Genomic DNA, 24,793 nt, shown 5'->3' with positions numbered 1-24,793 from the left:
CGGGGCGAGGCCATCCGAAGATAATAGCTGAACGCATCGGCCTAGCCTGCGGAGGCAGCAACCGGACGCGGCCCATGCGGCAACGGGATGCAACGGAGCAGGCAAGCCTTGATTTATTCACCGCGCATGTTTGTTTCAGCGGTGTTCATGAGCTCCCTTCGGTCGGTTTGGGTTACTTTTTTATCAAGAAAAAAGTAACTCGCCCCCGCGGCATGGAGCGGCGAGAAAGCGGCAAGAAGAAAGCCCATCGTGTAGCGGAAAGGAACAACGTTAAACGATAACGGCACCGATGTGCCTAAATAAAACCTTCGTTTCCGATAATCAAACGTAAACGCGGCAACTTTGCCGTTGCGCGGTTCACCGGATACACCAAATTAACTATATTAGGTGCCCAATACATAGCATATGGTTTCGTTACGTCGCATGGCTTTCCGGCTTTTTCTCATCGCACTTGGCGCACTACCTTTATTCGTACAGGGCCAGCCGGCCCCCGGCGATATCAACTTCACCCGGCAGGGTGTCCGGCGGTTTGTCTTCGACGACCAGCATACCTTGCCGCTGGCGGCCCTTAAGCCTGCGGAAGTGATCGGCATGTCTTCCATGTATCCGGTGAGCCACCATGCTGATACCCATGCCCAGGTAACCATCCGTCGGGACCGACTGCTTATTGGCTCCGATACCGAAACCCGGACGACGGTTTGGTTCGGCGGGTTCAATCCGTTCGCAACGTATACGCTGGAGGTCGCTTCGAGCGAAGGGGAAGGAGCCGTGGGGTTTGAATTTGCCGATGCCGGCAATGCCACCCGGTTTGCCGTGATGGTGTTGTACCGCGGGCAGCACATCGTGGATGTGAAATTGGCTATCCGGGAGGCCGGGAAGGTGGTGGCCAGCGAGTCGATCGCCACAAATATCGCCCCGGGAGCTATGTTGCAGGGAAAAATCATCCTCCAACTGTTGGGCAGCGGTTTGACCGTCTATACCCAGCATGATGGCTTGCCCCGGCCGATTGCCCAATCGGATTTCAGCCAGCTGCTAGACCTGCGCGCGAAGCGGTATTTGCAGACCTTCCAATCGCGCGTATCGGTGCACCTGAAAGAGGGCGCGGTGGCCATCGAGGGGGCTGCGGCTGCCCTGACCGGTGGTATGGGCCTTGCCGATATCCGGGCCATGACCTACGAAGATGGGAGTCCGTTGCTCGACCGGGGCCGGCTGTGGTATACGATGACCATCCGGGGCCGGGCGCTGCCGCACCATGTACAGGGGGTTTTCAGTATGGACCCCACCGTGTTCGACCTGCGCTTTGAGGGGGTTATCGTTTTTGACCGGGCGGACGGCATACTCCGCAATGAAGTAGCGTCACATATCTTCTACGACCGGAGGGATAGCGTTTGGCGGGGCATCACCACCGGTTTCAGCGCCTATGCCGATCCGAAAGAACATAAGCAGCTGTTGGCCGTGGAAAGCATGAAAGACCCCCGCTTCGGGTTTTCCGTTATGCAAGCCGAGCCGTTCGGCGTGGTGGGCGATATCGAAGACCCGCACATCCTGTACGACGCGGAGGCCGGAAAATGGCGCATCCTCACCTGCGAGCATATCGACGGCTACAAAGCGGTCTTGTTGGAATCGACATCGTGGAATAAAGGTTATCGGCGCATCGCTGGTCCCGTGGCCCACAACTCGACGGGAACATCGATCCAACGTATCGGCGGTGTACCCTACTGCTTTTCGGGAAGCAGCGAACGCGAAATTTTCATCTACTCGTACCCCGACCTGCAGGAAGTGGGCACATTGAAGATGGACCTCCCCCCATGGGATGGCGAGTCTGGCACGCGTGTTTGGCCCAATGTGGTGGAATTGCCCCCGGGGTACCCCTTCCGGTATGTGGCGCTGATGATGGACCGGTTCAACTATCCGGGCTTGGTTGGCCCGAATTGGACATACGGTGCCTTGTACCTGTACCACGGATATGTAAACTGAGCCTTCCCTGATGGCGTGTGCAGCCATTTATGCTATTCCAAAAAGACTTTTCGTACGCATAATCGCTTATTCATTCGATATACGATCAAAGGTATGGTATCGCCGGTGCGCCGTAAATACTGGTTTGGTGATTTTTTGACCCATTATCCCCGCCGGTTTGTCTATGGAAATGGTCTTTTCGTCTAATCGAGCTTTCATTGGTCGATGATTATGGGCCGTTTGTCTATTATCGCCCAGGGGTGGTGCAACGTTTTTTTCCCTTCGTCGTCTTATCCATAGAAAACGCAATAAAAAATAAGGAAAATAAAATCGTATAGTTATGAAATCGTTAGTATTGAGCGCCATGATTTGCGCAGCCGCAGTTGGAACCAGTGTTGCCCGCACAAACGTGCTCCCCTCGGAAAAGGTAAAAAAGGAACATGTATCCGATCAGAAGAGCGTAGCCGCTTTCAAACAGGTCATCGCTTTCCACCAGCGGAACGTAGATGTGCTCTTCAGTCAGTTTGAAACCGCCAAAGAGCAGATACGCGACAGCCGCGGTAGCCATGCCGATCTGGATCGAGACAAGGCCTTCTTCGTCAAGGTATACCAAGATGATATCGACCAGGGTGTACGTGTGGAAGCCAGTAAAAAGGCCATTGCCGAAATCGAAAGTTTGTATGCCAAGAAACACGAAGAGCGCGATGCGTACGAAACGGCACGGCTGGCCCAATTGAAGGACCAACTGCAGGCCGAGTTAAAAAGGGAACAACGGCAGTTTAAGAAAGCCAAGCGCAAATTCGCCGGCTTTGTAAACGAGGAAACCCTTCCATTGCTGCAGGAGATGGAGCAGTATTTCGCCAAGGCGATAAGCCAAGCCGAGAATGCCGATGTGGACCATATGACCATTGCCGCGGTAGGTAAGCGGTAAGCGAAGCATCCCTCCACGGAGTCTATATATAGCTAGGCAGTCCTTTTTCTAGAAGCGGCTGCCTTTTTTTTGTTAAGAGATTTTCTCCCACCCGATGCCGGGTTCGGAAGGCGTGAGGTAATCGCGCAGTCGGCCATTTTCGGGCCGGGCCAGGTGAGGGTCGGCCCCAAAGAGGGCGATTACCGTATTGCGCACATGGGTAAGCAGGGCTTGGTCGGTGGTAAGGTCGGCCAGCTTGAGGTCGAGCACGCCGCTTTGTTGCGTGCCCGCCAGGTCGCCCGGCCCACGTAGCTGTAGATCCACCTCGGCAATTTCGAACCCGTCGTTTGTACGTACCATGGTCTCCAGCCGGAGTTTGCTCTCCTTGCCTAGTTTGCTACCCGACATGAGGATGCAATATGACTGCTCGGCACCCCGCCCTACGCGTCCCCGCAGCTGGTGCAGCTGCGACAGGCCGAAGCGTTCGGCATTTTCGATGACCATGACCGACGCATTGGGCACGTCTACACCCACCTCGATCACGGTGGTGGCCACCATGATCTGGGTTTCGTGCTTGACGAACCGTTGCATCTCGAAGTCCTTGTCTTTTGCGGGCATTTTGCCATGCACAATACTGATTTGGTACTGCGGCCTTGGAAACTCGTTCTGTAGTGTTTCAAGGCCGGCCTCGAGATAGAGGAGGTCCATCTTTTCGCTTTCCTTGATGAGGGGGTACACGATATACACCTGCCGCCCCTTGCCGATTTCTTCTTTCATGAACCCGAACATGCGTAGGCGGCTGCTTTCGTAGAGGTGCATCGTTTTGATGGGCTTGCGGCCGGCGGGCAATTCGTCAATCACGGAGATATCCAGGTCGCCATATAAGGTCATGGCAAGTGTGCGCGGTATGGGGGTAGCAGTCATCACGAGCATATGGGGCGGTGTGCGGTTCTTGCGCCACAGTTTGGCCCGCTGCTCCACGCCGAAGCGGTGCTGCTCGTCGATGACGACGAGGCCGAGGTTGTGAAAGCGCACGGCGTCTTCGATGAGCGCATGGGTACCCACCAGGATATCGAGCGTGCCATCTTCGAGCTGGGCATGGATGACGCGGCGGTCTTTTCTGGGCACTGAGCCGGTGAGGAGCTGCACGGAGGCGGTGCCGTTACCCAGCAGCTTGCTGATGCTGTGGTAATGCTGCTGGGCGAGGATTTCGGTGGGCGCCATGAGGCATGCCTGGAAACCGTTGTCGATGGCCAGCAGCATGGCCATCAGCGCCACCACGGTTTTGCCGCTACCCACGTCGCCCTGTACCAGGCGGTTGAGTTGGGCGCCCGAGGCGGTATCGCGCCGGATTTCCTTGATGACCCGCTTCTGGGCATCGGTCAGCGCGAAGGGGAGCTGCTCGTGGTAGAAGGTGTTGAATGTGTGGCCTACCGTATCGAACCGGTGGCCCTTAAACTTCTGCGTGTTGAGCAGCTTGTTTTTGAGGAGCTTCAGTTGGATGAAAAACAGCTCGTCGAACTTGAGGCGGTGGACGGCGTGTGCAAGCTCCTGGCTGTTGCGCGGGAAGTGGATGGCCACCAGTGCCTGGGATAATGGCATGAGCCGGTGTTGGTGTACGATATAATCGGGCAGCGTTTCGCCGAACTGTGTGCCGATGCTTTCTTGGAGGGCAGTTTGCAGCTTTTGGATGCCTTTGCTATCGAGCGCGAATTTGCGCAGCTTCTCGGTGGTGTTGTATACAGGCTGCAGGCTCGGATTGCCCTGCTGCGGGCTGTTGGCCTTGTACACCTCCATTTCGGGGTGCGTCATCGAAAGCTGGTTGTTGAAAACGTTGGGCTTGCCGTATACGATATAGGCGGCACCAACCTGCAGGGCCTTTTTAAGCCAGCCGATACTTTGGAACCACACCAGCTCCAGGGTGCCGGTGTCGTCCCTGAAGTGGCCTATAAGCCGCTTTCCGCGGCGCTCGCCCAGCTCTTCGACATGTACGAGCCGCCCGATTACTTGTGCGGCGGCCATATCGGGGTGGAGCTGCTTGATTTTATGGAACTCGGTTCGGTCGATGTAGCGGAAGGGGTAATGCTTGAGCAGGTCGCCGAACGTGTGGATGCCCAGCTCTTCCTTGAGCACTTCGGCACGGGCCGGGCCCACACCTTTGAGGTATTCAATGGGGGTTATGGTGCTGAGTGGTGCCACAGGGAGTTTCTACATCCAACGGTTCATGCGAATTTATGGAAAACTTTCCGGAGTGCGCTCCAGTTGAATAGGAATACCGCAAGAAACAGGACCAGGTAGGCTAGTAGTTGGTAGGTATAAACGGGCTCATGGAAATAGGCTACCGCTATGGCAAATGCGATGATCGGATTGATGTAGATGAGTATGCCCACGGTGGTGGATGAGATGCCATTGAGCGCATATAGGCTCATGTATAGGGGGATGATGGTGAAAACAACGGCGATGACCGTTATGTTGACCCAGAAGACAGCACCGGTAGGTACCGGGTGGAACTGCCAGAGCAGCATCGGCAGGATAAATAGGCTACATAGGGTGAGCTGTACGGCCAATACGACCAGCCTGTCGACGTGCTGGATAACGCGTTGGACGACCAGGTACAGTGCATAGAACGACGCGATGCCAATCGACCAGGCGACATCATGCAGCGAGCCACGGGCCAATAGGACGACGCTGGCCAGCGCGATGCCTATAGCGATTTTTTTAAGGGCCGTTAACCGTTCCTTAAGGATGAGGAATGCCGCCAATGTAGTGAGTAAGGGGCAGACAAGGTAGGCAAATGCGGCCGACTGGATACTCACGTGGTTTACGGCATAGATAAAGGTAAACCAATTGCCGGTGATGAGCAGCGAAGCGATGATGGTAAGTGTGATGAGCCGCCAGCGGAGCGCCTGTGGCACTCCTTGCAGATACCGGCTGGACGCCGACAGCTGCTTGCGGCGGAAAACGAGGATGAACGGCCATATCAATGCCGTAGACGTGAAAATCCGATAATAGAGGATATCTTCGGCAGGCCATTCCCGGATGGCACGCAGGGGGATAGCCATGAACCCCCATAGCACGGCGGCGAAAAACGCCGCCGAGAAATATTTCAAACGGCCTTGCATTTACGCTTTCCACGCAATGGCGGAAATCTCGACACGCACGTTTTTGGGTAGTCCGGCCACCGCAACGGTCTCCCGCGCCGGGGCCTGCTCGGTGAAGTAGGTGCCATATACCTCGTTCACGGCGGCGAAGTCGCCCATGTCACGAAGGAAGATGGTGGTCTTCACCACATCGCTGAAGGCGTAGCCCGCTTCGGCCAGGATGGCACCGAGGTTGTCGAGCACCTGGCGGGCTTCGTCGGCCACCGAGCTGCCGACCAGCTCGCCGGTTTGGGGCGACAGGGCAATCTGCCCCGATATATACAGCGTATCGCCTGCCTTGACCGCTTGGTTGTAGGGCCCTATAGGGGCCGGCGCTTTGGCTGTGTTGATGATTGTTTTGTTTGCAGACATAACGTATGGATGTAAGGGCTCAATTCAAGAAGAGCCAATCGACGATTTTGTAAAGGATCGCCAGCAGGAAGAGGATGATGGCCGTCGCATTGATGATATGCATAACCCGCAGGTTAAAACTGGTGGGTCTATTGGGGTCCTTTTTCCTGAAAAAATACATGGTACCTTACTTCACCCGTTTCAGCGCCCGTTCGGCCCGCTTGTTGGCGGCAGCTATCTTATAGTTGAACCAGCGGTCCTTGAAGATTTTGCGCATGGTATTGTCGAAATTGCGTGTGATAACCAGGTTGCGGAAGCCGCGCCACTTATCATACACCTTGGACGGCAGTGCCCGTACGCTGATGGAATATCCTTCGGTGACATACTGGATATAATGCCACCATCCCGACGGCATAAACAACGTCTCTCCCGGATGGATCTCCGCTTCGTACCCATTGAGGTACTTCAGCGCGGGGAACTTTTCGTAGTCGGGATTCTTGATGTTGGCAATGCTATGGAAGTTGTAGGGCAATTTATACATCAGGTCCGACTGCTCCAGCGGGAACAACCAGATTTTCTTGACCCCTTTGTACTGGGTGATAAAGACATGCGACATGTCGATATCGAAATGATTGCGTGTGCTGGAACCCTCGCCGCCAAAAAAGAGGTAAGGAAGCCATTGCAATACCTTGCCGCCCGTTACGTCGTTGTAAATCAGGTCGTGGTTGAGCTCGGGCTTCAGCTTCATGAGGTTGAACAGGAAAATCCGCAGATCGGTCGGCTCGCGCTCGATCATATCCAGGTACTCGCCGAATTTCATTTTCGCAACCGGGGCACTGGCAGCGCGGTCGTTCGATGCATCTTCCCGCCCGTGTAGGGAAATGATGCTATCTCCGGCTATTTCCTTGAAATAGTCATAGTTCCATTTGGTCCATGCCGGACTGTCTTTGGCTACGAAGTCATCCATGATTACCGGTACTCCCTTATTGAGGTAGTCCTTGATGAAGTCCGCCGAGCTAATCCCGGAGATTTTGTTAACTTTTTTGAGTTGCACGACTAAATAGCTAATTGAACTGTTAATTATGCATATGCAAACTTACGTAATCTTCGTATGTGCCCATACGTTGTAAGTCATTTTTACATTTGCATTATAAAATAGGCATACAACGATTTACGTGCCAAAATAACAAAAAATTCGACGGCCTGACGAAAATCTTTTTTGTGGCTAATACGACCACAGATCCTGTTCGAAATCGACGAGGGTCTTTTTGATGCGCTGTGCCTCATACAGGCGGTCCAGGCCGTTGTCTATGTAATCTTTGATACGGAGGTCATCGGGGTTCGATTGTTTGACGATGTAGCTGGAAAACAGGCGCTTGATGAAAACATCGTCATAGCTCAAGCCGGTGGCGTCGTTGTGCCTTGAGGTGACTTCCTTATTAACGAAGATGTGCCGGGCTTCGGGGAAATAGATCCAGAAGGCGGGGTACGCGTCGGCAGCGATGGAGGGCGTGTTGCCGGCAATGTCGAGCCCAGCGATGTCTTCTACCGCATCCATGCCTTCCATGCCTGCCGGTGCCTCGCCCGTGATTTCATCCATCTGCGGGGTTACCAAGGGGGCGATACCAATGATACGCGGTTCGAATACAGAGCGTTGTTTGTCGAAAATCCAGTCTTCCTTGATGCGGAAACGGACCACATCGTCGGGGTTGAATGCCGTGGCTTCGAAGTGTGAGGCGATGACGTTGCCCTCTTCGTCATATTCTTCCACCAGGGTGCTGTCTGAGCCGAAGCGGCCCAATACCTGGTCGGGCGAGAGGCGCGTCTTGAAGCTATCTCCCGTGGGGTCGTCTTCCGTGGGCGTAGGGTCGTATGCGGTCAGTTCGCCGGCCATTACCGCTTCCATGATTACGTCGATGAGCCGCGATTTGGGCGAGGCATACAGCGTGTTCATTTTTTCGCGCACGTCGAACTCGCGCCAGATACGCTTCACATAGGCCACATCGGTGGGGCGGATATTCGCATAGGGTACGACTTCGCGATCCAGTATGTCGGATTTGACGTAATAGCCGTCTACCGGCGGCTCTTCCGCAGGGATCGGCGTGGTACTATTGGATAGGTTCTCTTGTTGGGCGTACGCAGACAGCCCGACCCCCATCATGACCAAAAATCCATACACTTTCATCGTTACCTCCTTCATCGTTATCAATTAATCGACCCGGAATGAAATCGGGTCCAGTTCCTGCTGCAGGCCATCCGGACCCACGGCGATAATATTATAGAAAAATACGAACGAGCCCGGCGACACGGCGCTGAGCGCATTCTGCATCGGTCCCGAGAAGGTGCCGTTGGTGCCTTGATAGGGGCCCATGGGGTCTACCCGGGGTTTCTGTATCAACATCGAAAACCGCGAAATGTTGAATTTGGCGTCAAACTCAAAATCTTCCAATGCGGCGAAGATGCGGTTTTGCCCGCGGATCTGCGCCGCGGCAACGGTACCGCCCGACCGCCCGGCCACACGGGCTTGCGGCTTGGGAATCCGCTTTACGCGGAACTCGGTGGAGCTGAGCGACTGCGTCTGGTCCCCGATGCGGGCCGATACATGGATGCTGGCCGTGCCGGGCTGGCTTACCCGTGCCACATACTTGCCCCCCGAGCCGGAGATGCTCACGCCCTTGCCACTCACCTGCAGGCTCTCTTTAGGGATGCCCGGCGCCGATACCGAAATGGGGTTGTCCACACCGATGTACAGCACGTTCATCGCATCGGGCGAGACCACGGCCGACGGGCGCGCCACTTGGTAGGTCTGCGGCTCGGTGACGTACTCTTTCACGGTGCCATCGGTCTGTTTCACGCGGATGGTACCCGTCCAGTTGAATACCCCCTCGCTGGAGGTATTAACCGAATAGGTGGCCTGCCCATCGGTGACAGGCAAGGTGTTGCCGCCCACCGATATCTCGGGTGTCGACTTCGAATCATAAGCTGTGAGGAATACCTTGGCCGTGTAAGGCTGCCCTTGGATAACGTAGGAAGAAGGGGCCACGGCCACGGCCGCAAACCGATCGAGGTTTACCACGGCCATATCCATCTCGCCGAAGATGTGTTTTACCACCACGGCCTCGGCGTTCTTCACGTCGGCCTTGATTTTTTCCAAAGCGGTCATGGCGGCGGTCAACGGGATGCCGTCGCCAAAGTTTGCCTGCTCCCACGATTTCTTTCGGCCGGCGCGTGAAGGGGGGTCCTGGGCATCCAATGAAAAGGATACTTCATTGTTTGCCAGTGCCAGGAGCTGCTCGCGTGTGCTATTGATACGGCTCCGCAACTGTTCCGCCCGGCTCATCCCGTCTTCCTTCTGCTTGATCATCATGCGGGGGCAGATGCTGAGGTTATCGCGCTTGCGTACGTCGCCCGTGGTTTCGTTTTGCCCACCGCCCTCTGCTTCGAGCACGGCCTTGAGCGAGTCGATGTATCCCGACAGGTCGCTGGTCAATTGGCTTGCTTGCTCGGCCCGGTCAAGGATGGGTTTAGCCCGTTCGGGCTCGTCTTTCAATTTGGTTGCCCTGAAGGCGCTAAACATATTGTCTATCCCCTCTTGGGTGTTTTGGGTAGAAGTACTGAGGCTTGTTGCCAGGTTCTTGAAGGCGTCGAGCACGGAATCACTCACGTTCATTGCCACCAATCCCAACAACACGAGGTATAGGATACCTATCATTCGTTGCCTCGGAGTCTGTTTGCCTGCTGCCATGCTGTATTGCTGCTCGTTAAGGTGTCAGTATCTTAAAGAAATTATACACGCGGTTGGTTCATGGCGGCCAGCATGTTGCCGTACACGGCGTTGAGCGAAGCCAAGTTCTTATTGAGGTGGGCCACCTGCTCGCTGAACTGCCGGGTACCTGCGGCCGAGTCGTTGAACTGCTGCAGGGTATGGGCAATGCTGTCGTAATGTTGGGAGATGGCCTTGAGTTTCTTGCCGGTATCCTGCAACTCCAGTTCATAAACGGAGTTGAGGTGTTGCAGGTTGTTGGCCAGTTTGTGTACCTGCTCGTGGTATGCCGTTACGTCGCTGCCTCCGGCGCTGATGCCCGCGAGGTCGCTGGAGGCCTTTTCGAAGGCGGCGTTGAGTTTGTCGACACTGCCCGTTGCACCCTTCACCCGATCGGTGAACTGGTTGGTGGCAAGGGAGGCATCGGATACGTTGGAAATAGCAGCTACCTTATCGCCAAAGGTGCGGAGGCCGTCACCCAGGTTGCCGATCAATTCGGGGCTGATGCGTGCATCGGCCAGCATCTTATCCAGTGCGGCAGTATGGCCCGTGCTGGCCGCTGGCCGTACGGTGGCTTTTGGCAGTTCGCCCTGGTAATCGTCGGCCAGCTCGGGATATACCCGTGTCCAGTCCACGTCTTTCTCTTCCGTTTGGAAGCCGAGTAGTAAAAAAAGCAGTGCTTCGGTGCCGAGACCTACAACGATGAGCCAGTCGCCGGCCGGCCAGTGTTGCAACTTGGCCATCAGGCCGATGATCACCACGGTAGCTCCCCAGGAGACGATGTTGTTGATACCGATTTTGAATTTGCGTTTCTCTGCCATGATATTGCTGTTGTGCTTGTGAGTTTCGTAAATGGTTGTATGTTAATTATTCATCGGGTCTACACCCGGGTAGGCGGACACGCTCCGGAAACCGATGTACGACTTGGAGGTGTCTTGGTATTCGTAGGCACGGGCACCGTTCTGTAGGAAGTAACCGATGTCTTTCCATGAGCCGCCGCGCACCACCTTGCGCTTCAACGACTCGGGGTCGGTTGCGGCCGCGTCATAGCGGTAGGTGGGGTTCATGTCGTGTACAAACGACGATGCCGACTCGTTGAACGAAGAAGAGGTCCACTCGGCCACATTGCCGGCCATGTTGTAAAGGCCAAAGTCATTGGGAAAGTACGAATACACGGGGGCCGTGTAGGCGGCTCCATCGTCGAGGTAATTGCCGCGGCCGGGCTTGAAGTTGGCCATCAGGCAGCCCTTGGCGTTGCGTGCGGATGGGCCACCCCAAGGGTACTGCGTGCCCACGCGGCCGCCACGGGCGGCATATTCCCACTCTGCCTCGGAAGGCAGCATATAAGGCTGCCGGATTTCACGGCTATTGGTTTTGCGGCTGCGCTGGTGGTTTTCGAAGAGGCGTGTACGCCAGGTGTTGAATGCCTGTGCCTGCCGCCACGTGACACCCACCACCGGATATTCGTCGAATGAGGGATGCGAGAAATAACCTTCGACCATCGGCTCGTTCTGGGCATAGCTGAAATCGTTTAGCCATACCGTGGTGTCGGGGTATACCAAGATGGTATCGCGCCGTATGAAGTCGGACCGTACTTTGGTAGGGTCGTTCTTTGCGGCCGTGGCCGCACGCAGGTCATACCAGTCGTAGTGGTAACGCAATAGGCGTACATCCAACTCATCTTTGCCGAAAATGCGATCTTCGCCTTGATAGTACATCTGGCGGGTGCGCTCCCTTACATCCTGGTCCTTGGAGTTCCATAGCGAGCGCTTATTGCCGTTTACCTTAGACCAGTCGATGTACCGTTCGTTGGTGCCTTCTACTTCTACGAAATAGCTGTCGTCTTGCAGGTAATTATAGATGAGGATGGAGTCGCGCACCCAATTGACAAATTGCCGGTATTCGCTGTTGGATATCTCGGTCTCATCCATATAGAACGACGAAATGGTAACCTGCCTGTTTTGGGCAACCTGTGAAAAGGTGATGTCTTCGTCAGACTGCCCCATGATGAAAGTGCCTCCGGGCACCAGTACCATGCCATGCGGAACGCGGCTGGTTTTGAGGTGTGCCCGCTTGACGCCGACCAACTCCCCGCCGCCCGACTTGGAACAACCCGAAAGTAACATCGAAGATATACCAACCAATATTATAGGTAAATATGCTCTATTCATTTAGTTCTATCTTTAGCTAGCAACGCCCCGCAGCGGGCCTTATTCGCGGATGGTATGGCGCGCGCCCGTTGTATTTCGTTAAAGCCCGTGATTAATAACCCGTTACGGCAGCAAATTTCAGACCAAAAGTCTTTCCCGGTACCATATATACGGACAGCAAACTTACTAATTATCTCTTACAATCGTTTAAAACAACGCTTTTTCCGCGGGTAGATGGCTCACGTGGAAACGATCCACTGGCGGAAAGCGGCCTTAAAATTATCAAAAGAAACAGTAATTAGTGAAAAAAGGAATGGAAATTTGAAAAAATAACGATTACTTGTTCGATAACTTGATGTATTGTTCCACAGCCATGGTCATGCTTGGCGCCTCGGGGGTGGGGGCGGCGATATCGAGCAGCAGCCCACGGTCCAATACCGCCTGGTGGGTGGTAGGCCCAAAAGCGGCGAGCCGCGTGTCATTCTGCTTGAAATCGGGGAAATTCTCAAAGAGCGATTGTACGCTGGAGGGGCTGAAGAAGACGATGATGTCGTAAAATACGTCTTTCAGGTCAGACAGGTCACTGACGACGGTGCGGAAAAGTACCGCCGGGGTAACATTGTATCCGTTATCTTGAAGCCAATTGTAGGTCTCTTCGTTGGCCACATCGGAACAGGGATAGAGGAACTTCTCTTTGGCGTGCTTCTTCAATATGTCGGAAAGGTCCTGTGCCGTCTGCTTGCCGAAGAAAATCTTGCGCTTGCGGTATTGGATGTATTTCTGCAGGTAGAGGGCTATGGTTTCCGAAAGGCAGAAATATTTGAGGTCTGCCGGGACTTCGTAACGCATTTCCTCGCATACGCGGAAGAAATGGTCGGCCGCATTGCGGCTGGTGAAAATCACCGCTGTGAAATCAGCAAGGTTGATCCGCTGCTCTTTGCGTACATCGCGCCCCGATACCCCTTCCACATGGATAAAGGCTCTGAAATCGAGTTTGAGATTGTACTTCTGCGCCAAAGCGAAATAAGGCGATTTCTCATTCTCTGGCTTCGGTAACGTTACTAATATGCTTTTTACTTTCTTTGCTCTGTCTGCTTCTGGCACCTGCATGTTTCTTACGTTAATTGCCCAATACTTTTACCAAGATAAGTATGGGTGCGATTTCGAGGCAGCAAAGATACGTAAATAAATAAAACTTTGAAAACGGATAGTTGGTTAGTAGGTTGCGGGCGGTCTTCGCGAAACGGAACACGAATAGGCAGAGCACGGCGATGAGCGCCACCGGGACAACCCACACCACGTACGCCTGGGGCACCAGGCTCAACACCAAAATGATCGGGAGGAACACCAATGCGGCGTTGAAGTAGCTGAGGTATAGGATGGATACGTATTCGCGCACCACGCGCTGCAGGTCGAAGATGAAACCGAGTAGCCGGGTGGCGATGATTTTGAGGATGAACAGCAGCATCACGAACAGCGAAATGCCGAGAAATCGCTCGATGCCGCTATAGCCGACGGCATAATGGGCATTGCATAGGTAAATGAACAGGCCGACAGCAAACCCGAATAGGATATACAGGAAAACAAAGGGCCATGAGCTGTAAAGGGTATCTTCCTTATTGACCTGGAGCAGCATGCGGTCATTGTAGAATGCCTGGATGATGGAGAGCACCTGGTTGGGAAAGGCTACGCGGACCAGTCCGAGAAAGAGCAGGAGCAGCCCGATGGCGGCAAGGACCCAGGCCTCCCGCTTGGGCCGTTCGGCATCGGTTTCCATGCTTTGTTCCAGCTCGTTGGCAAATGCCATCCACGCCATGAAGTCGCCGTTTTGCACGATGACGCGCTTGCGGATGCTGTCGGCAAACGCATTGGGCCTATTGGGGTCGGGCAGGCCGATGTATTGCATGGCGAGCGAATCGCCCACCCGCTTGATGGAGTCGGCGCGCCGTATCTTTTCGGCCAGCTGTGCCTGGCGGATCGAATCCTGCACCGAACGGTAGCGGGGCTGCTGCACGGCCATGCCCGTGGATGCCGCCTGCGCGGCGCCTCCCAACAGCAATAGCCCAGCAACCAGTAATATCCAATGCTTCATCTACCTACTCAATGAGCGGGTAAAGGTAGGCAAAATCGCATGTTTGCACGGCCTCTATAGGGGCTTAATTTTCAGGTTGCGGAAACTCACGCGGTTGCCATGGTCTTGCAGCAAGATATGGCCGCTGTCTGCTTGGCCGAAGTTATCCCAATCTTTGTACTTGCTTTCGCTTACCAGCTGCTTGTAGGCTTCCGAGCCGCGTTCGTACTGCAGCACTTTTTCACCATTGAGGTAGTGGGTTACGGTGTTATCGGGTTGCACCACGAGCCGCCCTTTGTTCCACTCGCCTATTTTTCGTTGTGCCCGGTTGGTCTTGTTGGCCTTGATGAGGTCGTACAGCGAAGCCAGCGTACGGTTGCCGTCTTTGCCCTTCTTGGCATCGGGGTGCCGTTTATCATCCAAGATCTGGTATTCCAGGCCGATGGCCGACCCGGTGTTGTGCTCGCCGAGTGTAACGAAATACTTCACGCCGCTGTTGGCGCCTTCGGTAAGTTTGAATTCGAACGAGAGGTCGAATGCACGGTATTGGTCGGTAGTGACAATATCGCCGCCATTGGTCGATTCGCCACCATCGGCGGGCAGCACGGTAATGGTGCCGTCTTTGATCTCCCATCCCTGGGCCGGGAACGTATCTTTGTAGGCGCCTACCCAGCCGGCGTTGCTTTTTCCATCGAAGAGCAGCTTATAGCCATTTTGTTCTTCATAGGCCGACAGGCTATTCGGGGTGAGGTTGACCGGATAGATGCCTGCGGGGAAATCCTGCGGTTGCAGGTTTTCGGTCTGTATACGGATGTTTTTGAAATACACCTTCTTGCCGGCGAGGGCTTCGTCGCCGATGCTGTGCACCTGTAGGCCGATGAAACCCGAGGGGTCGAGCGTATCGACCACATATGCCACGGGGGTGCCGTTTACCCATGTTTTGGTTTCATTGCCGATGGCTTCGATGCGGATGTGGTTGAAGTCTTCTTTTTTATAGGCGGTTTTGGCCTGCTCGTTGAGATCGAGCGGATAAAGCCAGCCCCGGCGGGCCTCGTCGTAAACACCGCCTGTCCATGCGCGCGGGGAGGGATCGATCTCTACCTGCCGCCCATACACGCGTCCCCGGCCTTCATTGGCCGCTTGGTCGAGGTGGCTGCGTGTCTGTATGCCCGAGTTGGTCGTTTCGCCCTCCAGCTTCACATCCAGTTCGAGGATGAAATCACCGTATTCCTGTTCGGTGATGAGAAAGGAATTGGGGGTGCCGGCGGTCATCGTGCCCACAATGGCGCCCTCTTCGATGGTGTAGGGAGCCTCGCCGCCAACCACTTTCCACCCTTCGAGGGTTTCACCATTGAATAGGGGTGTCCAGTTGTCGGCCGGGGTCGTGTTGCACGCGGTAAAGGCGAGACCGATGAGCAGGGCGGCCAGCGGCGCGCGGGATGTTGTCGTTGTACGTATTTCCATCATATTGTCATTGGTAGACACGCGGCAAAAACAAGTCGGGTGGTCGTATTCATCCAAAACCGTTAGCTTTGTGTCATTGATTTTGCACCCAATTATACGGTTTTTATAGGTATGGATATTGATTCGAGGTTCTTTTTTTACGAAAACGATATCGTAAGGAGGCGTTGGCGGCCATGAAGGGCGATAATTTTTTCGAGCTGGTGTATGGCATCGTACGGCAGATTCCGGAGGGGCGTGTTACCTCCTATGGCGCGATAGCACGCGCATTGGGCGCGGGCGGCTCCTCGCGCATGGTCGGCTACGCCATGCGGGCGGCGGCGGGCGTACACCCACCGGTGCCGGCCCACCGCGTGGTGAATCGCGTGGGGTTGCTTAGTGGCAAACGGGCATTTGGAAGCCCTACGATGATGGAGCAACTGCTCGCCAATGAAGGGGTCGTGGTGGTTGATGACAAGGTGGTCGATTTCGAGCGGGTGTTTTGGGATCCGCAGCTCGTATGGGATGATTGATCGTTAAGGCGTCTCCAGCAGGAAAAGTACAATGTCGTTGATGTCGATGATGCCCACCGGCTGGTCTTCGTAGACCACCGGCAAGGCGGTGTATGCGCCTTTGGCCATCAGCGCCGCCACCTCTCCGACGGTGGCCGACAGGGCAATCTGCGGAGGATTGCGCTCCATCACCTGGTTGGCCTGTAACATATCGAACATGCCCGTTTCGACATCGTCATGGCCATCGAATTCGTAGCCGAACCCCAATTGTTTGATGGCCTTGCGGCTGATAATACCCACGATTTCATGGTTTTCAAGTACGGTGACATGGGCAAGGGATCGGTTTTTCATGAGCCGGTAAACTTCGCTGAGGTATGCGGTTGGCGGTACGGTGAAAGCGGTTTTGCGTACAATGTCGTTAATTAGGCGGTTTTTGCTCATTGCGCTATTTTCGTTATCGTGAAAGCATACAATATTTATTCCACTTTTTGTTAAACAGTGGTTTATAAAATTTTCTACAAAGAAACGTATGCGCGCCGAAAAAGGGTATGAGGCTAGGCAGGGACGAAAGTGATGTTGGTCATTTCGCCGGGGGAATCTCGCGATAGATATCCGGTAAGGTGCGGCCGATGCCTTGGTAATCCAGCCCATAGCCCACCACGAAATCGTTGTCGATTTCAAAGCCCACGTAGGCGATGTTGTCAAAGGTGTATTGCAGGGCCTGGGGTTTGAGAAGGAGGGTGCAAACGGCCACGGAAGCCGGTTTTTGCGCGTGGACCGCATCCAAGGTGTGCTTGAGCGAATGGCCGGTATCCACGATGTCTTCGACGATGATGACCTCGCGGCCCTCCAGATTGCCCTCAAGGCCGATGAGTTCGCTTACCTGGCCACGGCGGGTGGTACCTTCGTAAGAGGAAAGTTTGACGAAGGAAATCTCGCTGGCGATATGGATCTGCTTCATCAGATCGGCCATGACCATGAAGCAGCCATTCAGCACCCCGATGAAAATGGGGTGCTGGTTTTCGTAGGCCACGTTGAGCTGTATGCCGATGAGCCGGATGCGCTTCTTAATCTGGTTATAGTCTATGATGCGCTCAAATTGCTTCTGATTGATCGTTATCTTCATCGGTATATCAGGGGTTTTCGTTGTTCGAGGTGTTGAAGATGCGGTTCAGCAGGCCGCGTACCTGTTCGAGGTCCTTTTCGAAATCGGTGGGCGGCAGTTCGAGCTGTAGCGTATCGGCTGCCGGCCTATCGGGGCGCAGCGACTCGCGCAGGCTCACGGCGTAGAACCCGTAGTTGCCCGATGAATCGGCCGGGGCTAGCCCCCGGCGGGCCATGATATTGCCGATGTAGTTGAAATACGAGGCGATGTACGGTTTGAGCTGTCCTTCGTAATCGAAGGAATACAGGCCTGTTTTCGGCCGGGGGACAATGCTGGCCAGGTAGATGCTTTCGCCGAGATTGAGTTGTGAGGGGTGTTTGCTGAAATAATAACGTGCGGCCTCGGAGATGCCGTACACATTACGGCCCCATTCGATGATATTGAGGTATACCTCATACATGCGGTCTTTGCTCACCGCCTGGGTGCTCTCCATCAACCATACGATAAGGATTTCCTCCAGCTTGCGCACGATGGTTTTGTTGCGGTTGAGGAATACGTTCTTGACCAGCTGCATGGAGATGGTGCTGCCACCGCGCTTGAAGGCCTTTTCCTTGAAATTGATGGCAATGGATGACCGGATGGCTTCTTCCACGAAGCCGTCATGGCTGAAAAAGGAAGGGTCTTCGGTGGTGAGGATGGCATTTTTGAGGTAGGGCGATATCTTGGCCAAGGGTACGAAGTTGGCATTTTCGGGGCCCACCACAATGTCGCGCACGGGCTGTCCGTCTTCATAGGGCGTATAGGTGAAGGTGGTGTTGATTTTGGGGATGTTGGCGTTTCCCCAAGCATTCACATGGAAGTCGTGTTGCTCCATGCGCGAGTCGAACTGCACGCTATCGGGGTTGGCCGTATCCAGGAATGCGTCGAGCTTGTACTTGATGCGGCCCGATACCCGAATCCCTTCGAGCGATTCGAAAAGCCCTTTCGGAAAGGCGTCGAACAGATCTTGGGCATCCATCTCGGGGGTTTCCAAGCCCAAGGCGTACGTTTTGTTGGGCTGGGTGGTGTAGCGGATAAAGGGATGGACCACCAGCTTTTCCACGGTGACGGTGGATGCATTGGATAGCTCCACATGGCTGTCGCCGACGATGACTTCGGCATCGATGTGTGCGTCGGGTACCGCCACATCCTCCTGGGCGATACGCCAATGGTTGATGTGCAGGTTTTTGACGGCCCATTCGCCTTTGATGTGCAGCAGCTCGTTGTGGGTCCAATAGACCTCCCGCAGGCGGGTTTCGATGGTGTCGAAGCTGAGCTTCAGGCCAAACTTGCGCTCCAATAGTGGCAAAGCAATCCGTTCGCCGTTGGCATGTACCTTGATATACAGCTGGCGCCGGTCGGGATTCAGCTTGCCCGACACCTGCCAAGCGGCTTCATTGTCATTGAGGAAAACCGAGGCGGTAAGGTTGCCATTATCGATATCGGCCTGCGGCACGTTGATCCGCTGCTCGGTGCTGTCGTCGCGGTAAGTCACAATGAAATCGCGTAGATCCATGTCTTCCGGGATTTTGTAAAGCACGTTGTTGAGCATTTGGTTTGCGGCCTGTGCCAGGTTCACCGCCGGTTCGTCGGCGGGTTTCTCCACGGCCTCGGGAGGGGCTTGCAGGGTATCGGTTCCGCGGAATAGGAAGTCGTAATTGCTGATGCTGTCCTTTTTGATGAGTTGCACCTTCGCATTGTGCCCCCGTAACCGTCCGAACCGGACGTCGCCGGTAAGCAGCGGCCAAAGTTTGATGCCAACCGCCAACTCTTCGACTCCGGCCAGCTGGTCCCGGCCGCGTGGGGTCACGGCCAGCTGTTCGAATGTTACGGTGGTGAGACCCGAGAAACGGGCACTGCCCACTTCCAGGTCGATCTGGTATTCGTTGGCCAGTTTGGATTGGATACGCGCCAGCGTAGCCGCCAACAATGCCTCCCGCTTATGGTAGGCGATGGCCCCGGCGATGATGCCAGCAACCACCAATACGCCGATCACTGCGCCGCCGATGATAAGCTGCCTCCGGGTAATCCTTTTTAAAAATTGCCTAATGATATCGATTGCCACCAAAACTGATTTAAATGGGACCTAAGTAAGGGATAATTATGATTAAAAACAAAGATATGACAAGTTTGTGTTCGGCTTTCGCTAGTTTTGTAACAGTATAATATATAGTGAATAGGAGCGATGATTACGAAAGAACAGGTGCTGCATGCACTGAGCCATGTGGATGATCCCGATCTAAAAAAAGACTTAGTGACCCTCAATATGATCCAGCATGTGGAAATCACCCCGTCGGCCATCCGGTTTGACGTGGTGCTTACCACGCCGGCCTGCCCGCTGAAAGGGCACATCGAGCATGCCTGCCGCAATGCCATCGCACTTTTTGTCGATAAAAACATTGCCGTAGATATCAACATGACCTCACGGGTAGTCGGGATGCAGAGTAACCAATTGCCTAATATCAAAAACATCATCCTTGTCGCATCGGGTAAGGGGGGCGTGGGCAAGTCGACCGTAGCCGCCAATCTCGCATTGGCTTTGCAAGCCCAGGGCGCCAAAACCGGCCTGATCGATGCCGATATATACGGGCCTTCCGTCCCCATTATGTTTGGGGTGGAAGGTGCCCGGCCCAAGGCCACCAAAACCGAAGATGGCAAGACAAAAATCGAACCGATAGAGAAATATGGGCTGAAATTATTGTCGATAGGGTTCTTTACCGACCCTAACCAGCCGGTGCCTTGGCGTGGACCCATGGTGAGTACGGCCGTTAAGCAGCTGTTTAATGATGCCGAATGGGGCGAATTGGATTACCTGGTGGTAGATTTGCCGCCGGGCACGGGCGATGTACACATCACCGTGGCTCAAGGATTCCCCATCTCGGGCGCAGTTGTGGTCACCACCCCACAAAATGTAGCGCTTTCCGATGCGGTACGTGGCATCGGCATGTTCCTGATGGACTCCATCAATATCCCCTTGCTGGGTGTGGTGGAAAACATGGCTTATTTCACGCCGGCCGAATTGCCCGACAATAAGTATTACATCTTCGGCAAGGATGGGGGAAAGCGGCTGGCCGAACGGTTCGGTGCCCCGTTCCTCGGCGAGATCCCGCTGGTGAAAAGCATCAGCGACTCGGGCGACAATGGTTTGCCCGTGATGATGGATGAAGATAATCCGGCACGGGCCGCATTCCTCGACATTGCCGGCAAGGTAGCCCAGCGGCTGGCTATCAACCAAGCGGCGGTGTAGCGTACTGTATATGAAACCGACCATCACGATCACGTATTGCCCCAAATGCGGCTGGCTGCTGCGGTCGTCTTATATGGCCACTGAGCTACTCACCACCTTTGCCGACGAGCTCAACGGCGTGCTGCTGAAACCCGCGGAGACGGCAGGCGAATTCTGTATTTCGATTGACGGTGAGCCGCTGGTGGACCGTAAAGCTGCGGGTGGGTTCCCCGAAATCACGGCTTTGAAGCGACTGGTGCGCGACCGCGTGGCGCCTGATAAATCGCTTGGCCACTCCGATCGGGTGCATGCAAAGCCCGATTCAGGGAAAGATGAAAAATAATTTGCAAAGTGTGAAAAATACACTACCTTTGCATTATCATAATTTAGGTTTATAATTGGTTAGTAAAGGTCTCCATTCTCCCCGTTTGGAGATCTTTTTTTTGCCTTTACACATCACATAGCGCAACCGCCTGCGCCAGCGACCGGAGTGGCTCTGGCCGCTTGGGAATAAATTCCTGCGCCACATATCCCCTGAACCCCGTTTCGACAATGGCCCGCATGATGGCGGGATAGTTAAGTTCTTGGCTTTCGTCGATTTCATTGCGCCCTGGTACGCCGCCCGTATGGTAATGGGCGATATAAGGGTGGTACTTGCGGATGGTGGCAATCACGTCGCCCTCCATGATTTGCATGTGGTAGATATCGTAGAGCAGCTTAAACCGTTCCGACCCCACGGCATCGCATAGGGCGGCACCCCACGCGGTATGGTCGCATTGGTAGTCGGGGTGGTCTACCTTGCTGTTGAGCAACTCCATCACCAGGGTCACCCCATGTTTTTCGGCGGTACCCATGAGGCGTTTCAAGCCGGTGGCACAATGGCGGATACCCTGTTCGTCGTCCAGCCCCCGGCGGTTGCCCGAAAAGCAGATGAGCTGGTCGTATCCGGCCGCTTCCACCTGTGGGATGAGGGCCTCGTAGCTGGCCACCAGCTCGTCATGCAGGGAGGGATCGTTGAACCCTTCGGTAATCCCTTTCCCCGCGCCATGTGGCATCGCCGCATGCAATCCGTATCGCTTCAGTATGGGCCACTCTTTGGGACCGACCAGGTCGATCGCCGTGATGCCGATTTCCTTGGCGGCGGTACAGAGGTCTGCGAGCGGGATGTCGGGATAGCACCAGCGGCACACCGAATGGTTGATGCGGCCTTTCAGCGGTTTTTCGGCGACTTTTTGTGCGGCAGCGCTGCGTGCGAACATGCCGGTGGCCATGACGGCCGTGGTGCCGGCCGCCACCGCTTTCAGGGCGGTTCTTCTAGAGAAAAGTTTGGGGGCGAGTTTCATGCCATAAACCTACGTAAAATAGCGGAAATAGAAAGGAGGCTGGTTAGAACAGATCGCGATCAAATTCATCGACTTTATGATAAAAGGCATCCACGCGGTTACTCAAGTCCGTGAAATCGTCGATCAAGGCATCCATTTCATTCGTCCTCCGCTATACTGTAATCCTCGTAATCCAAAAACAGTCGTGATTGAGAGCGACTAGTTTTACCCATTTAACTACGCCGGTCTGGGCTATCCGTACTCCGGTTCAGTCGAATCCATGTAGGGGTTGGGCCATCCGTGCTCCGGTTTGGGCTGCCCGTACTCCGGTTCAGCCGAATCCATGTAGGGGTTGGGCCATCCGTACTCCGGTCTGGGCTGTCCGTACTCCGGTTCAGCCGAACCCATGTAGGGGTTGGGCTATCCGTACTCCGGTTCAGTCGAATCCATGTAGGGGTTGGGCCATCCGTACTCCGGTCAGGGCTGTCCGTACTCCGGTTCAGTCGAACCCATGTAGAGGTTGGGCTATCCGTACTCCGGTCAGGGCTGTCCGTACTCCGGTTCAGTCGAACCCATGTAGAGGTTGGGCTATCCGTACTCCGGTTTAGGCTGTCCATACTCCGGTTCAGCCGAATCCATGTAGGGGTTGGGCCATCCGTACTCCGGTTTAGGCTATCCATACTCCGGTTCAGCCGAATCCATGTAGGGGATGTCTAAGCCCCTCTACCACGGAGGCCACAAAGACCAAAATAACCAGTTTCCCTACCCCAACACCGGAACTAGCAGTGAGGCTATAAGTAACTACTTAGTTAGCCCTTAAAATCACATCACCATTTGTTTATTAGGAATCTACGTATATAAATCCTTGATTTATATTGCGTGTTTTCTTATATTCCGGCCATGAATCCTGCAATCTGTTTTGTATGATACCCCGGAAAAAAGACATTTCCCAATGTGAATGTGGACACCACGGTGCAGGAAAGGAATCTATTCCCTGCATGAGCCCGATGTGCCATGCATATCCAAAGGGAAGGGACATAAGGAATACGGGTTTGGGAACAGGGGGGTACCGAGGGAAGGCAATGATAGGGAATACGAAGACACAGCTACCCAAGCCGTTCAATCCCAGGCAAAGCAAATACGAGCAACAGCGACTCAGGAAAGCCCACCGCAAAAGGGCTCCGATAGGACCCGTCATCGACCACCTTAAAGCGGACCACCGTGTAAACCGGAACTTTTACAAAAGGATCTTTGGCGATGACATCAATATTATGCTGGCTACAGCCGCATTCAACTTCAAAAAGGTCATGAATAAATGGAAAAAATCCTTTTTGGTGCACTTGGATCATCTCATGAATGGCTGGCTGAAAATCATCGATAGCCGGATGCTGAAAATGGCAATCAACCAAAAACCGAAACTAGCTTTTTAAGGATTGACTAATTATGATAAAGCGGCTAAACATTCTTAAACTGTCTGATGAACTGGAGACAATCATCGGCGATGGTGGCCCTACTCGATAAAGATTATGAAATACCCACTATTTTTTTTTCTAATTTCATTCGGGTTCCTAGCATGCTCCCAACAAATAAAACCCGATAACCGGTATGAAGAATCGGTCATTCAAAGTACGCCAGCTGATGACCAGAATAGGCGTTCGGTAAAGCCAGATACCGTAATCGAACGATCCGCGTTCAAGAATTACGTTTTTGTGCTGGATGGAGAAGCCATTGACCAAGAGGAATTATCCCGTTACGCGGGGGCATCACTGCATACGGTATTTCCCTACGACACCACGCTTCAAGGCCGTGACTACAGTGGGGCAGTGCTTTTCCATACCCCACAGTCCGCGCTTCCTGAACCCTATGCCGATGACCCGGCTTATTTCGTCAATGGTATACAGGTGAGTCCGTATGATATTCGATGGTCTATACCGGAATCCTACAACAAGCTTGAAAAATCCACCAAAGATACCGTCATCGACGGGATGCGATACCATGGTTCCGTGCATGTGGATACCGATGAGGACTTTTTTGCCGACCGTATCACCTTCGCGGAAGCCGTTGAAAAATATACGGACTTGCCATTGCAAGATGTAATCGTTCATTGGCATAGTGGAAGCAAGAAGGATGGTGGCCGCATCATCCAAGATCATTTTTCGATCTACCATATCAAACCCTCCGGCATTCGTGCCGTCGCAATTGATAGTGTCCGGTTTGCCCATCATGAGAAGTTCGTGGTTCACATAGCCGACCACGGCTATCGCCGAAGTGATTTGATTGATAAAGAGGGGCGAGTGCGAACAAACAGGTGGACCAGTGATAAAGCTCAGCTACTTTTTGAGAATCCGTTGGAAATTGATACGGCTTGCCCATGCTATGTTGCGAATTTTGTTCGGAACGGCGATGATGTGTTCCAATTGACGGAACTAAAACCGGAGCCCTACGGAGGCGACGCATTATACTTGGAAAAGTTATCACGTCTTTTAGGATTACCTGGTAAAGCTGCCAATCCTGCAGCTCGGGATTCGATGCGGGTACAGTTTATCGTGACCCGCACGGGCATGCTCGCCGAGCTCCAAGCGATAGGCTCTCCTTCACCAACCGATGGAAAAATATTGCAAGCCATCAAACGGTATTCCTGTTCGTGGTCACGCGGTATGTTTAGTGGACGGCCGGTGTTGACACAACGTAACATGACCATCATATACAGTAAAGACCCAAACGGCAATATAGTTTCGTTGGATGACCTTGAATATCGATATGATGAATAATACCAAGCGGTAACATAATAAAAACCAAATAGAAATT

General features: G+C 54.0%; 25 protein-coding genes. 9 read left to right on the top strand and 16 right to left on the bottom strand.

Features of this window, described 5'->3' with window-relative positions; genetic code table 11:
• The 3 genes from ACO1NT_RS14435 to ACO1NT_RS14425 all read left to right on the top strand — a co-directional run.
• Positions 1-281: hypothetical protein (locus ACO1NT_RS14435; protein ID WP_449049427.1), on the top strand; the 281-nt coding region annotated here is incomplete at its 5' end.
• A 124-nt stretch (positions 282-405) separates the two neighbouring features.
• Positions 406-1,977 carry a hypothetical protein gene (locus ACO1NT_RS14430; RefSeq protein WP_449049426.1) on the top strand — a complete coding sequence of 524 codons (1,572 nt, stop codon included), beginning with the start codon at positions 406-408 and terminating at the stop codon, positions 1,975-1,977.
• Positions 1,978-2,296: 319 nt separating this feature from the next.
• Complete coding sequence (locus ACO1NT_RS14425) at positions 2,297-2,887, top strand: hypothetical protein (protein WP_449049425.1); 591 nt, start codon at positions 2,297-2,299, stop codon at positions 2,885-2,887.
• A gap of 72 nt (positions 2,888-2,959) precedes the next feature.
• On the opposite strand, the gene recG is transcribed toward ACO1NT_RS14425, so the two are convergent.
• The 12 genes from recG to ACO1NT_RS14365 form a co-directional block, all read right to left on the bottom strand.
• Positions 2,960-5,065, bottom strand: a complete 2,106-nt coding sequence (recG, locus tag ACO1NT_RS14420) for an ATP-dependent DNA helicase RecG (protein ID WP_449049424.1) — start codon at positions 5,063-5,065, stop codon at positions 2,960-2,962.
• Positions 5,066-5,088: 23 nt separating this feature from the next.
• Complete coding sequence (locus ACO1NT_RS14415) at positions 5,089-5,988, bottom strand: EamA family transporter (RefSeq protein WP_449049423.1); 900 nt, start codon at positions 5,986-5,988, stop codon at positions 5,089-5,091.
• Positions 5,989-6,378 (bottom strand): RidA family protein, encoded by a 390-nt coding sequence (locus ACO1NT_RS14410; protein WP_449049421.1) that lies wholly within the window; start codon positions 6,376-6,378, stop codon positions 5,989-5,991.
• Between the two features lie 19 nt (positions 6,379-6,397).
• Positions 6,398-6,538 (bottom strand): DUF6728 family protein, encoded by a 141-nt coding sequence (locus tag ACO1NT_RS14405; protein WP_449049420.1) that lies wholly within the window; start codon positions 6,536-6,538, stop codon positions 6,398-6,400.
• A gap of 6 nt (positions 6,539-6,544) precedes the next feature.
• Entirely contained in the window at positions 6,545-7,411 is an 867-nt protein-coding gene (locus tag ACO1NT_RS14400; protein WP_449049419.1) for a cupin-like domain-containing protein, read from the bottom strand.
• A 171-nt stretch (positions 7,412-7,582) separates the two neighbouring features.
• Positions 7,583-8,557: a gliding motility protein GldN gene (locus ACO1NT_RS14395; RefSeq protein ID WP_449049418.1), complete on the bottom strand. Its 975-nt coding sequence runs from the start codon at positions 8,555-8,557 to the stop codon at positions 7,583-7,585.
• 9 nt (positions 8,558-8,566) lie between these two features.
• A complete protein-coding gene (gene porM / locus ACO1NT_RS14390) occupies positions 8,567-10,102 on the bottom strand; it encodes a type IX secretion system motor protein PorM/GldM (protein ID WP_449049417.1) in 1,536 nt (511 codons plus the stop codon).
• Between the two features lie 41 nt (positions 10,103-10,143).
• Positions 10,144-10,941, bottom strand: coding sequence for a type IX secretion system motor protein PorL/GldL (porL, locus tag ACO1NT_RS14385; RefSeq protein ID WP_449049416.1), 798 nt, complete (start codon positions 10,939-10,941; stop codon positions 10,144-10,146).
• Between the two features lie 42 nt (positions 10,942-10,983).
• Positions 10,984-12,291, bottom strand: a complete 1,308-nt coding sequence (gene porK / locus ACO1NT_RS14380; protein WP_449049415.1) for a type IX secretion system lipoprotein PorK/GldK — start codon at positions 12,289-12,291, stop codon at positions 10,984-10,986.
• A gap of 315 nt (positions 12,292-12,606) precedes the next feature.
• Positions 12,607-13,380 carry a uroporphyrinogen-III synthase gene (locus ACO1NT_RS14375; protein ID WP_449049414.1) on the bottom strand — a complete coding sequence of 258 codons (774 nt, stop codon included), beginning with the start codon at positions 13,378-13,380 and terminating at the stop codon, positions 12,607-12,609.
• Between the two features lie 10 nt (positions 13,381-13,390).
• Positions 13,391-14,362: a DUF4271 domain-containing protein gene (locus ACO1NT_RS14370; RefSeq protein WP_449049413.1), complete on the bottom strand. Its 972-nt coding sequence runs from the start codon at positions 14,360-14,362 to the stop codon at positions 13,391-13,393.
• Positions 14,363-14,416: 54 nt separating this feature from the next.
• The gene (locus ACO1NT_RS14365) at positions 14,417-15,805 is read right to left on the bottom strand and encodes a 3-keto-disaccharide hydrolase (protein WP_449049411.1); all 1,389 of its coding nucleotides are present in this window, start codon (positions 15,803-15,805) and stop codon (positions 14,417-14,419) included.
• Between the two features lie 173 nt (positions 15,806-15,978).
• Here ACO1NT_RS14365 and ACO1NT_RS14360 point away from each other — a divergent pair, with 173 nt between their 5' ends.
• Complete coding sequence (locus tag ACO1NT_RS14360) at positions 15,979-16,314, top strand: MGMT family protein (RefSeq protein ID WP_449049410.1); 336 nt, start codon at positions 15,979-15,981, stop codon at positions 16,312-16,314.
• 3 nt (positions 16,315-16,317) lie between these two features.
• On the opposite strand, the gene ACO1NT_RS14355 is transcribed toward ACO1NT_RS14360, so the two are convergent.
• The 3 genes from ACO1NT_RS14355 to ACO1NT_RS14345 all read right to left on the bottom strand — a co-directional run bounded on the left by ACO1NT_RS14355 (position 16,318) and on the right by ACO1NT_RS14345 (position 19,502).
• Positions 16,318-16,734, bottom strand: a complete 417-nt coding sequence (locus ACO1NT_RS14355) for a CBS domain-containing protein (protein ID WP_449049409.1) — start codon at positions 16,732-16,734, stop codon at positions 16,318-16,320.
• A gap of 139 nt (positions 16,735-16,873) precedes the next feature.
• Entirely contained in the window at positions 16,874-17,419 is a 546-nt protein-coding gene (gene hpt / locus ACO1NT_RS14350; protein WP_449049408.1) for a hypoxanthine phosphoribosyltransferase, read from the bottom strand.
• 7 nt (positions 17,420-17,426) lie between these two features.
• Positions 17,427-19,502: a transglycosylase domain-containing protein gene (locus ACO1NT_RS14345; protein ID WP_449049407.1), complete on the bottom strand. Its 2,076-nt coding sequence runs from the start codon at positions 19,500-19,502 to the stop codon at positions 17,427-17,429.
• A 120-nt stretch (positions 19,503-19,622) separates the two neighbouring features.
• Here ACO1NT_RS14345 and ACO1NT_RS14340 point away from each other — a divergent pair, with 120 nt between their 5' ends.
• Positions 19,623-20,684 (top strand): Mrp/NBP35 family ATP-binding protein, encoded by a 1,062-nt coding sequence (locus ACO1NT_RS14340; RefSeq protein WP_449049405.1) that lies wholly within the window; start codon positions 19,623-19,625, stop codon positions 20,682-20,684.
• Between the two features lie 10 nt (positions 20,685-20,694).
• Positions 20,695-21,006 carry a SelT/SelW/SelH family protein gene (locus ACO1NT_RS14335; protein ID WP_449049404.1) on the top strand — a complete coding sequence of 104 codons (312 nt, stop codon included), beginning with the start codon at positions 20,695-20,697 and terminating at the stop codon, positions 21,004-21,006.
• Positions 21,007-21,112: 106 nt separating this feature from the next.
• On the opposite strand, the gene ACO1NT_RS14330 is transcribed toward ACO1NT_RS14335, so the two are convergent.
• Positions 21,113-22,006, bottom strand: a complete 894-nt coding sequence (locus ACO1NT_RS14330; RefSeq protein WP_449049403.1) for a hydroxypyruvate isomerase family protein — start codon at positions 22,004-22,006, stop codon at positions 21,113-21,115.
• 279 nt (positions 22,007-22,285) lie between these two features.
• Here ACO1NT_RS14330 and ACO1NT_RS14325 point away from each other — a divergent pair, with 279 nt between their 5' ends.
• The 3 genes from ACO1NT_RS14325 to ACO1NT_RS14315 all read left to right on the top strand — a co-directional run bounded on the left by ACO1NT_RS14325 (position 22,286) and on the right by ACO1NT_RS14315 (position 24,756).
• Positions 22,286-22,702 (top strand): hypothetical protein, encoded by a 417-nt coding sequence (locus ACO1NT_RS14325; RefSeq protein WP_449049401.1) that lies wholly within the window; start codon positions 22,286-22,288, stop codon positions 22,700-22,702.
• 365 nt (positions 22,703-23,067) lie between these two features.
• Positions 23,068-23,415 carry a hypothetical protein gene (locus tag ACO1NT_RS14320; RefSeq protein ID WP_449049400.1) on the top strand — a complete coding sequence of 116 codons (348 nt, stop codon included), beginning with the start codon at positions 23,068-23,070 and terminating at the stop codon, positions 23,413-23,415.
• 96 nt (positions 23,416-23,511) lie between these two features.
• On the top strand, positions 23,512-24,756 hold the full coding sequence (locus ACO1NT_RS14315) for a hypothetical protein (RefSeq protein WP_449049399.1): 1,245 nt from the start codon (positions 23,512-23,514) through the stop codon (positions 24,754-24,756).
• Positions 24,757-24,793: the final 37 nt, after the last annotated feature.

The organism is Parapedobacter sp. (assembly GCF_053550995.1).
Note: the sequence above shows the minus strand (reverse complement) of the source record. Positions and strands in the feature narration are given on the sequence as shown.

What these genes read in the sequence shown, in the direction of transcription:
- ACO1NT_RS14315 (WP_449049399.1), top strand. Translation starts at nt 23,512, where the DNA reads ATGAAATACCCACTATTTTTTTTTCTAATTTCATTCGGGTTCCTAGCA.
- ACO1NT_RS14430 (WP_449049426.1), top strand. Translation starts at nt 406, where the DNA reads ATGGTTTCGTTACGTCGCATGGCTTTCCGGCTTTTTCTCATCGCACTT.
- ACO1NT_RS14410 (WP_449049421.1), bottom strand. Translation starts at nt 6,378, where the DNA reads ATGTCTGCAAACAAAACAATCATCAACACAGCCAAAGCGCCGGCCCCT.
- hpt (WP_449049408.1), bottom strand. Translation starts at nt 17,419, where the DNA reads ATGAAGATAACGATCAATCAGAAGCAATTTGAGCGCATCATAGACTAT.
- ACO1NT_RS14320 (WP_449049400.1), top strand. Translation starts at nt 23,068, where the DNA reads ATGATAGGGAATACGAAGACACAGCTACCCAAGCCGTTCAATCCCAGG.
- ACO1NT_RS14340 (WP_449049405.1), top strand. Translation starts at nt 19,623, where the DNA reads ATGATTACGAAAGAACAGGTGCTGCATGCACTGAGCCATGTGGATGAT.
- ACO1NT_RS14355 (WP_449049409.1), bottom strand. Translation starts at nt 16,734, where the DNA reads ATGAGCAAAAACCGCCTAATTAACGACATTGTACGCAAAACCGCTTTC.
- porK (WP_449049415.1), bottom strand. Translation starts at nt 12,291, where the DNA reads ATGAATAGAGCATATTTACCTATAATATTGGTTGGTATATCTTCGATG.
- ACO1NT_RS14335 (WP_449049404.1), top strand. Translation starts at nt 20,695, where the DNA reads ATGAAACCGACCATCACGATCACGTATTGCCCCAAATGCGGCTGGCTG.
- ACO1NT_RS14370 (WP_449049413.1), bottom strand. Translation starts at nt 14,362, where the DNA reads ATGAAGCATTGGATATTACTGGTTGCTGGGCTATTGCTGTTGGGAGGC.
- ACO1NT_RS14330 (WP_449049403.1), bottom strand. Translation starts at nt 22,006, where the DNA reads ATGAAACTCGCCCCCAAACTTTTCTCTAGAAGAACCGCCCTGAAAGCG.
- ACO1NT_RS14395 (WP_449049418.1), bottom strand. Translation starts at nt 8,557, where the DNA reads ATGAAGGAGGTAACGATGAAAGTGTATGGATTTTTGGTCATGATGGGG.
- porL (WP_449049416.1), bottom strand. Translation starts at nt 10,941, where the DNA reads ATGGCAGAGAAACGCAAATTCAAAATCGGTATCAACAACATCGTCTCC.
- ACO1NT_RS14365 (WP_449049411.1), bottom strand. Translation starts at nt 15,805, where the DNA reads ATGGAAATACGTACAACGACAACATCCCGCGCGCCGCTGGCCGCCCTG.
- ACO1NT_RS14360 (WP_449049410.1), top strand. Translation starts at nt 15,979, where the DNA reads ATGAAGGGCGATAATTTTTTCGAGCTGGTGTATGGCATCGTACGGCAG.
- ACO1NT_RS14375 (WP_449049414.1), bottom strand. Translation starts at nt 13,380, where the DNA reads ATGCAGGTGCCAGAAGCAGACAGAGCAAAGAAAGTAAAAAGCATATTA.
- ACO1NT_RS14425 (WP_449049425.1), top strand. Translation starts at nt 2,297, where the DNA reads ATGAAATCGTTAGTATTGAGCGCCATGATTTGCGCAGCCGCAGTTGGA.
- ACO1NT_RS14405 (WP_449049420.1), bottom strand. Translation starts at nt 6,538, where the DNA reads ATGTATTTTTTCAGGAAAAAGGACCCCAATAGACCCACCAGTTTTAAC.
- porM (WP_449049417.1), bottom strand. Translation starts at nt 10,102, where the DNA reads ATGGCAGCAGGCAAACAGACTCCGAGGCAACGAATGATAGGTATCCTA.
- ACO1NT_RS14415 (WP_449049423.1), bottom strand. Translation starts at nt 5,988, where the DNA reads ATGCAAGGCCGTTTGAAATATTTCTCGGCGGCGTTTTTCGCCGCCGTG.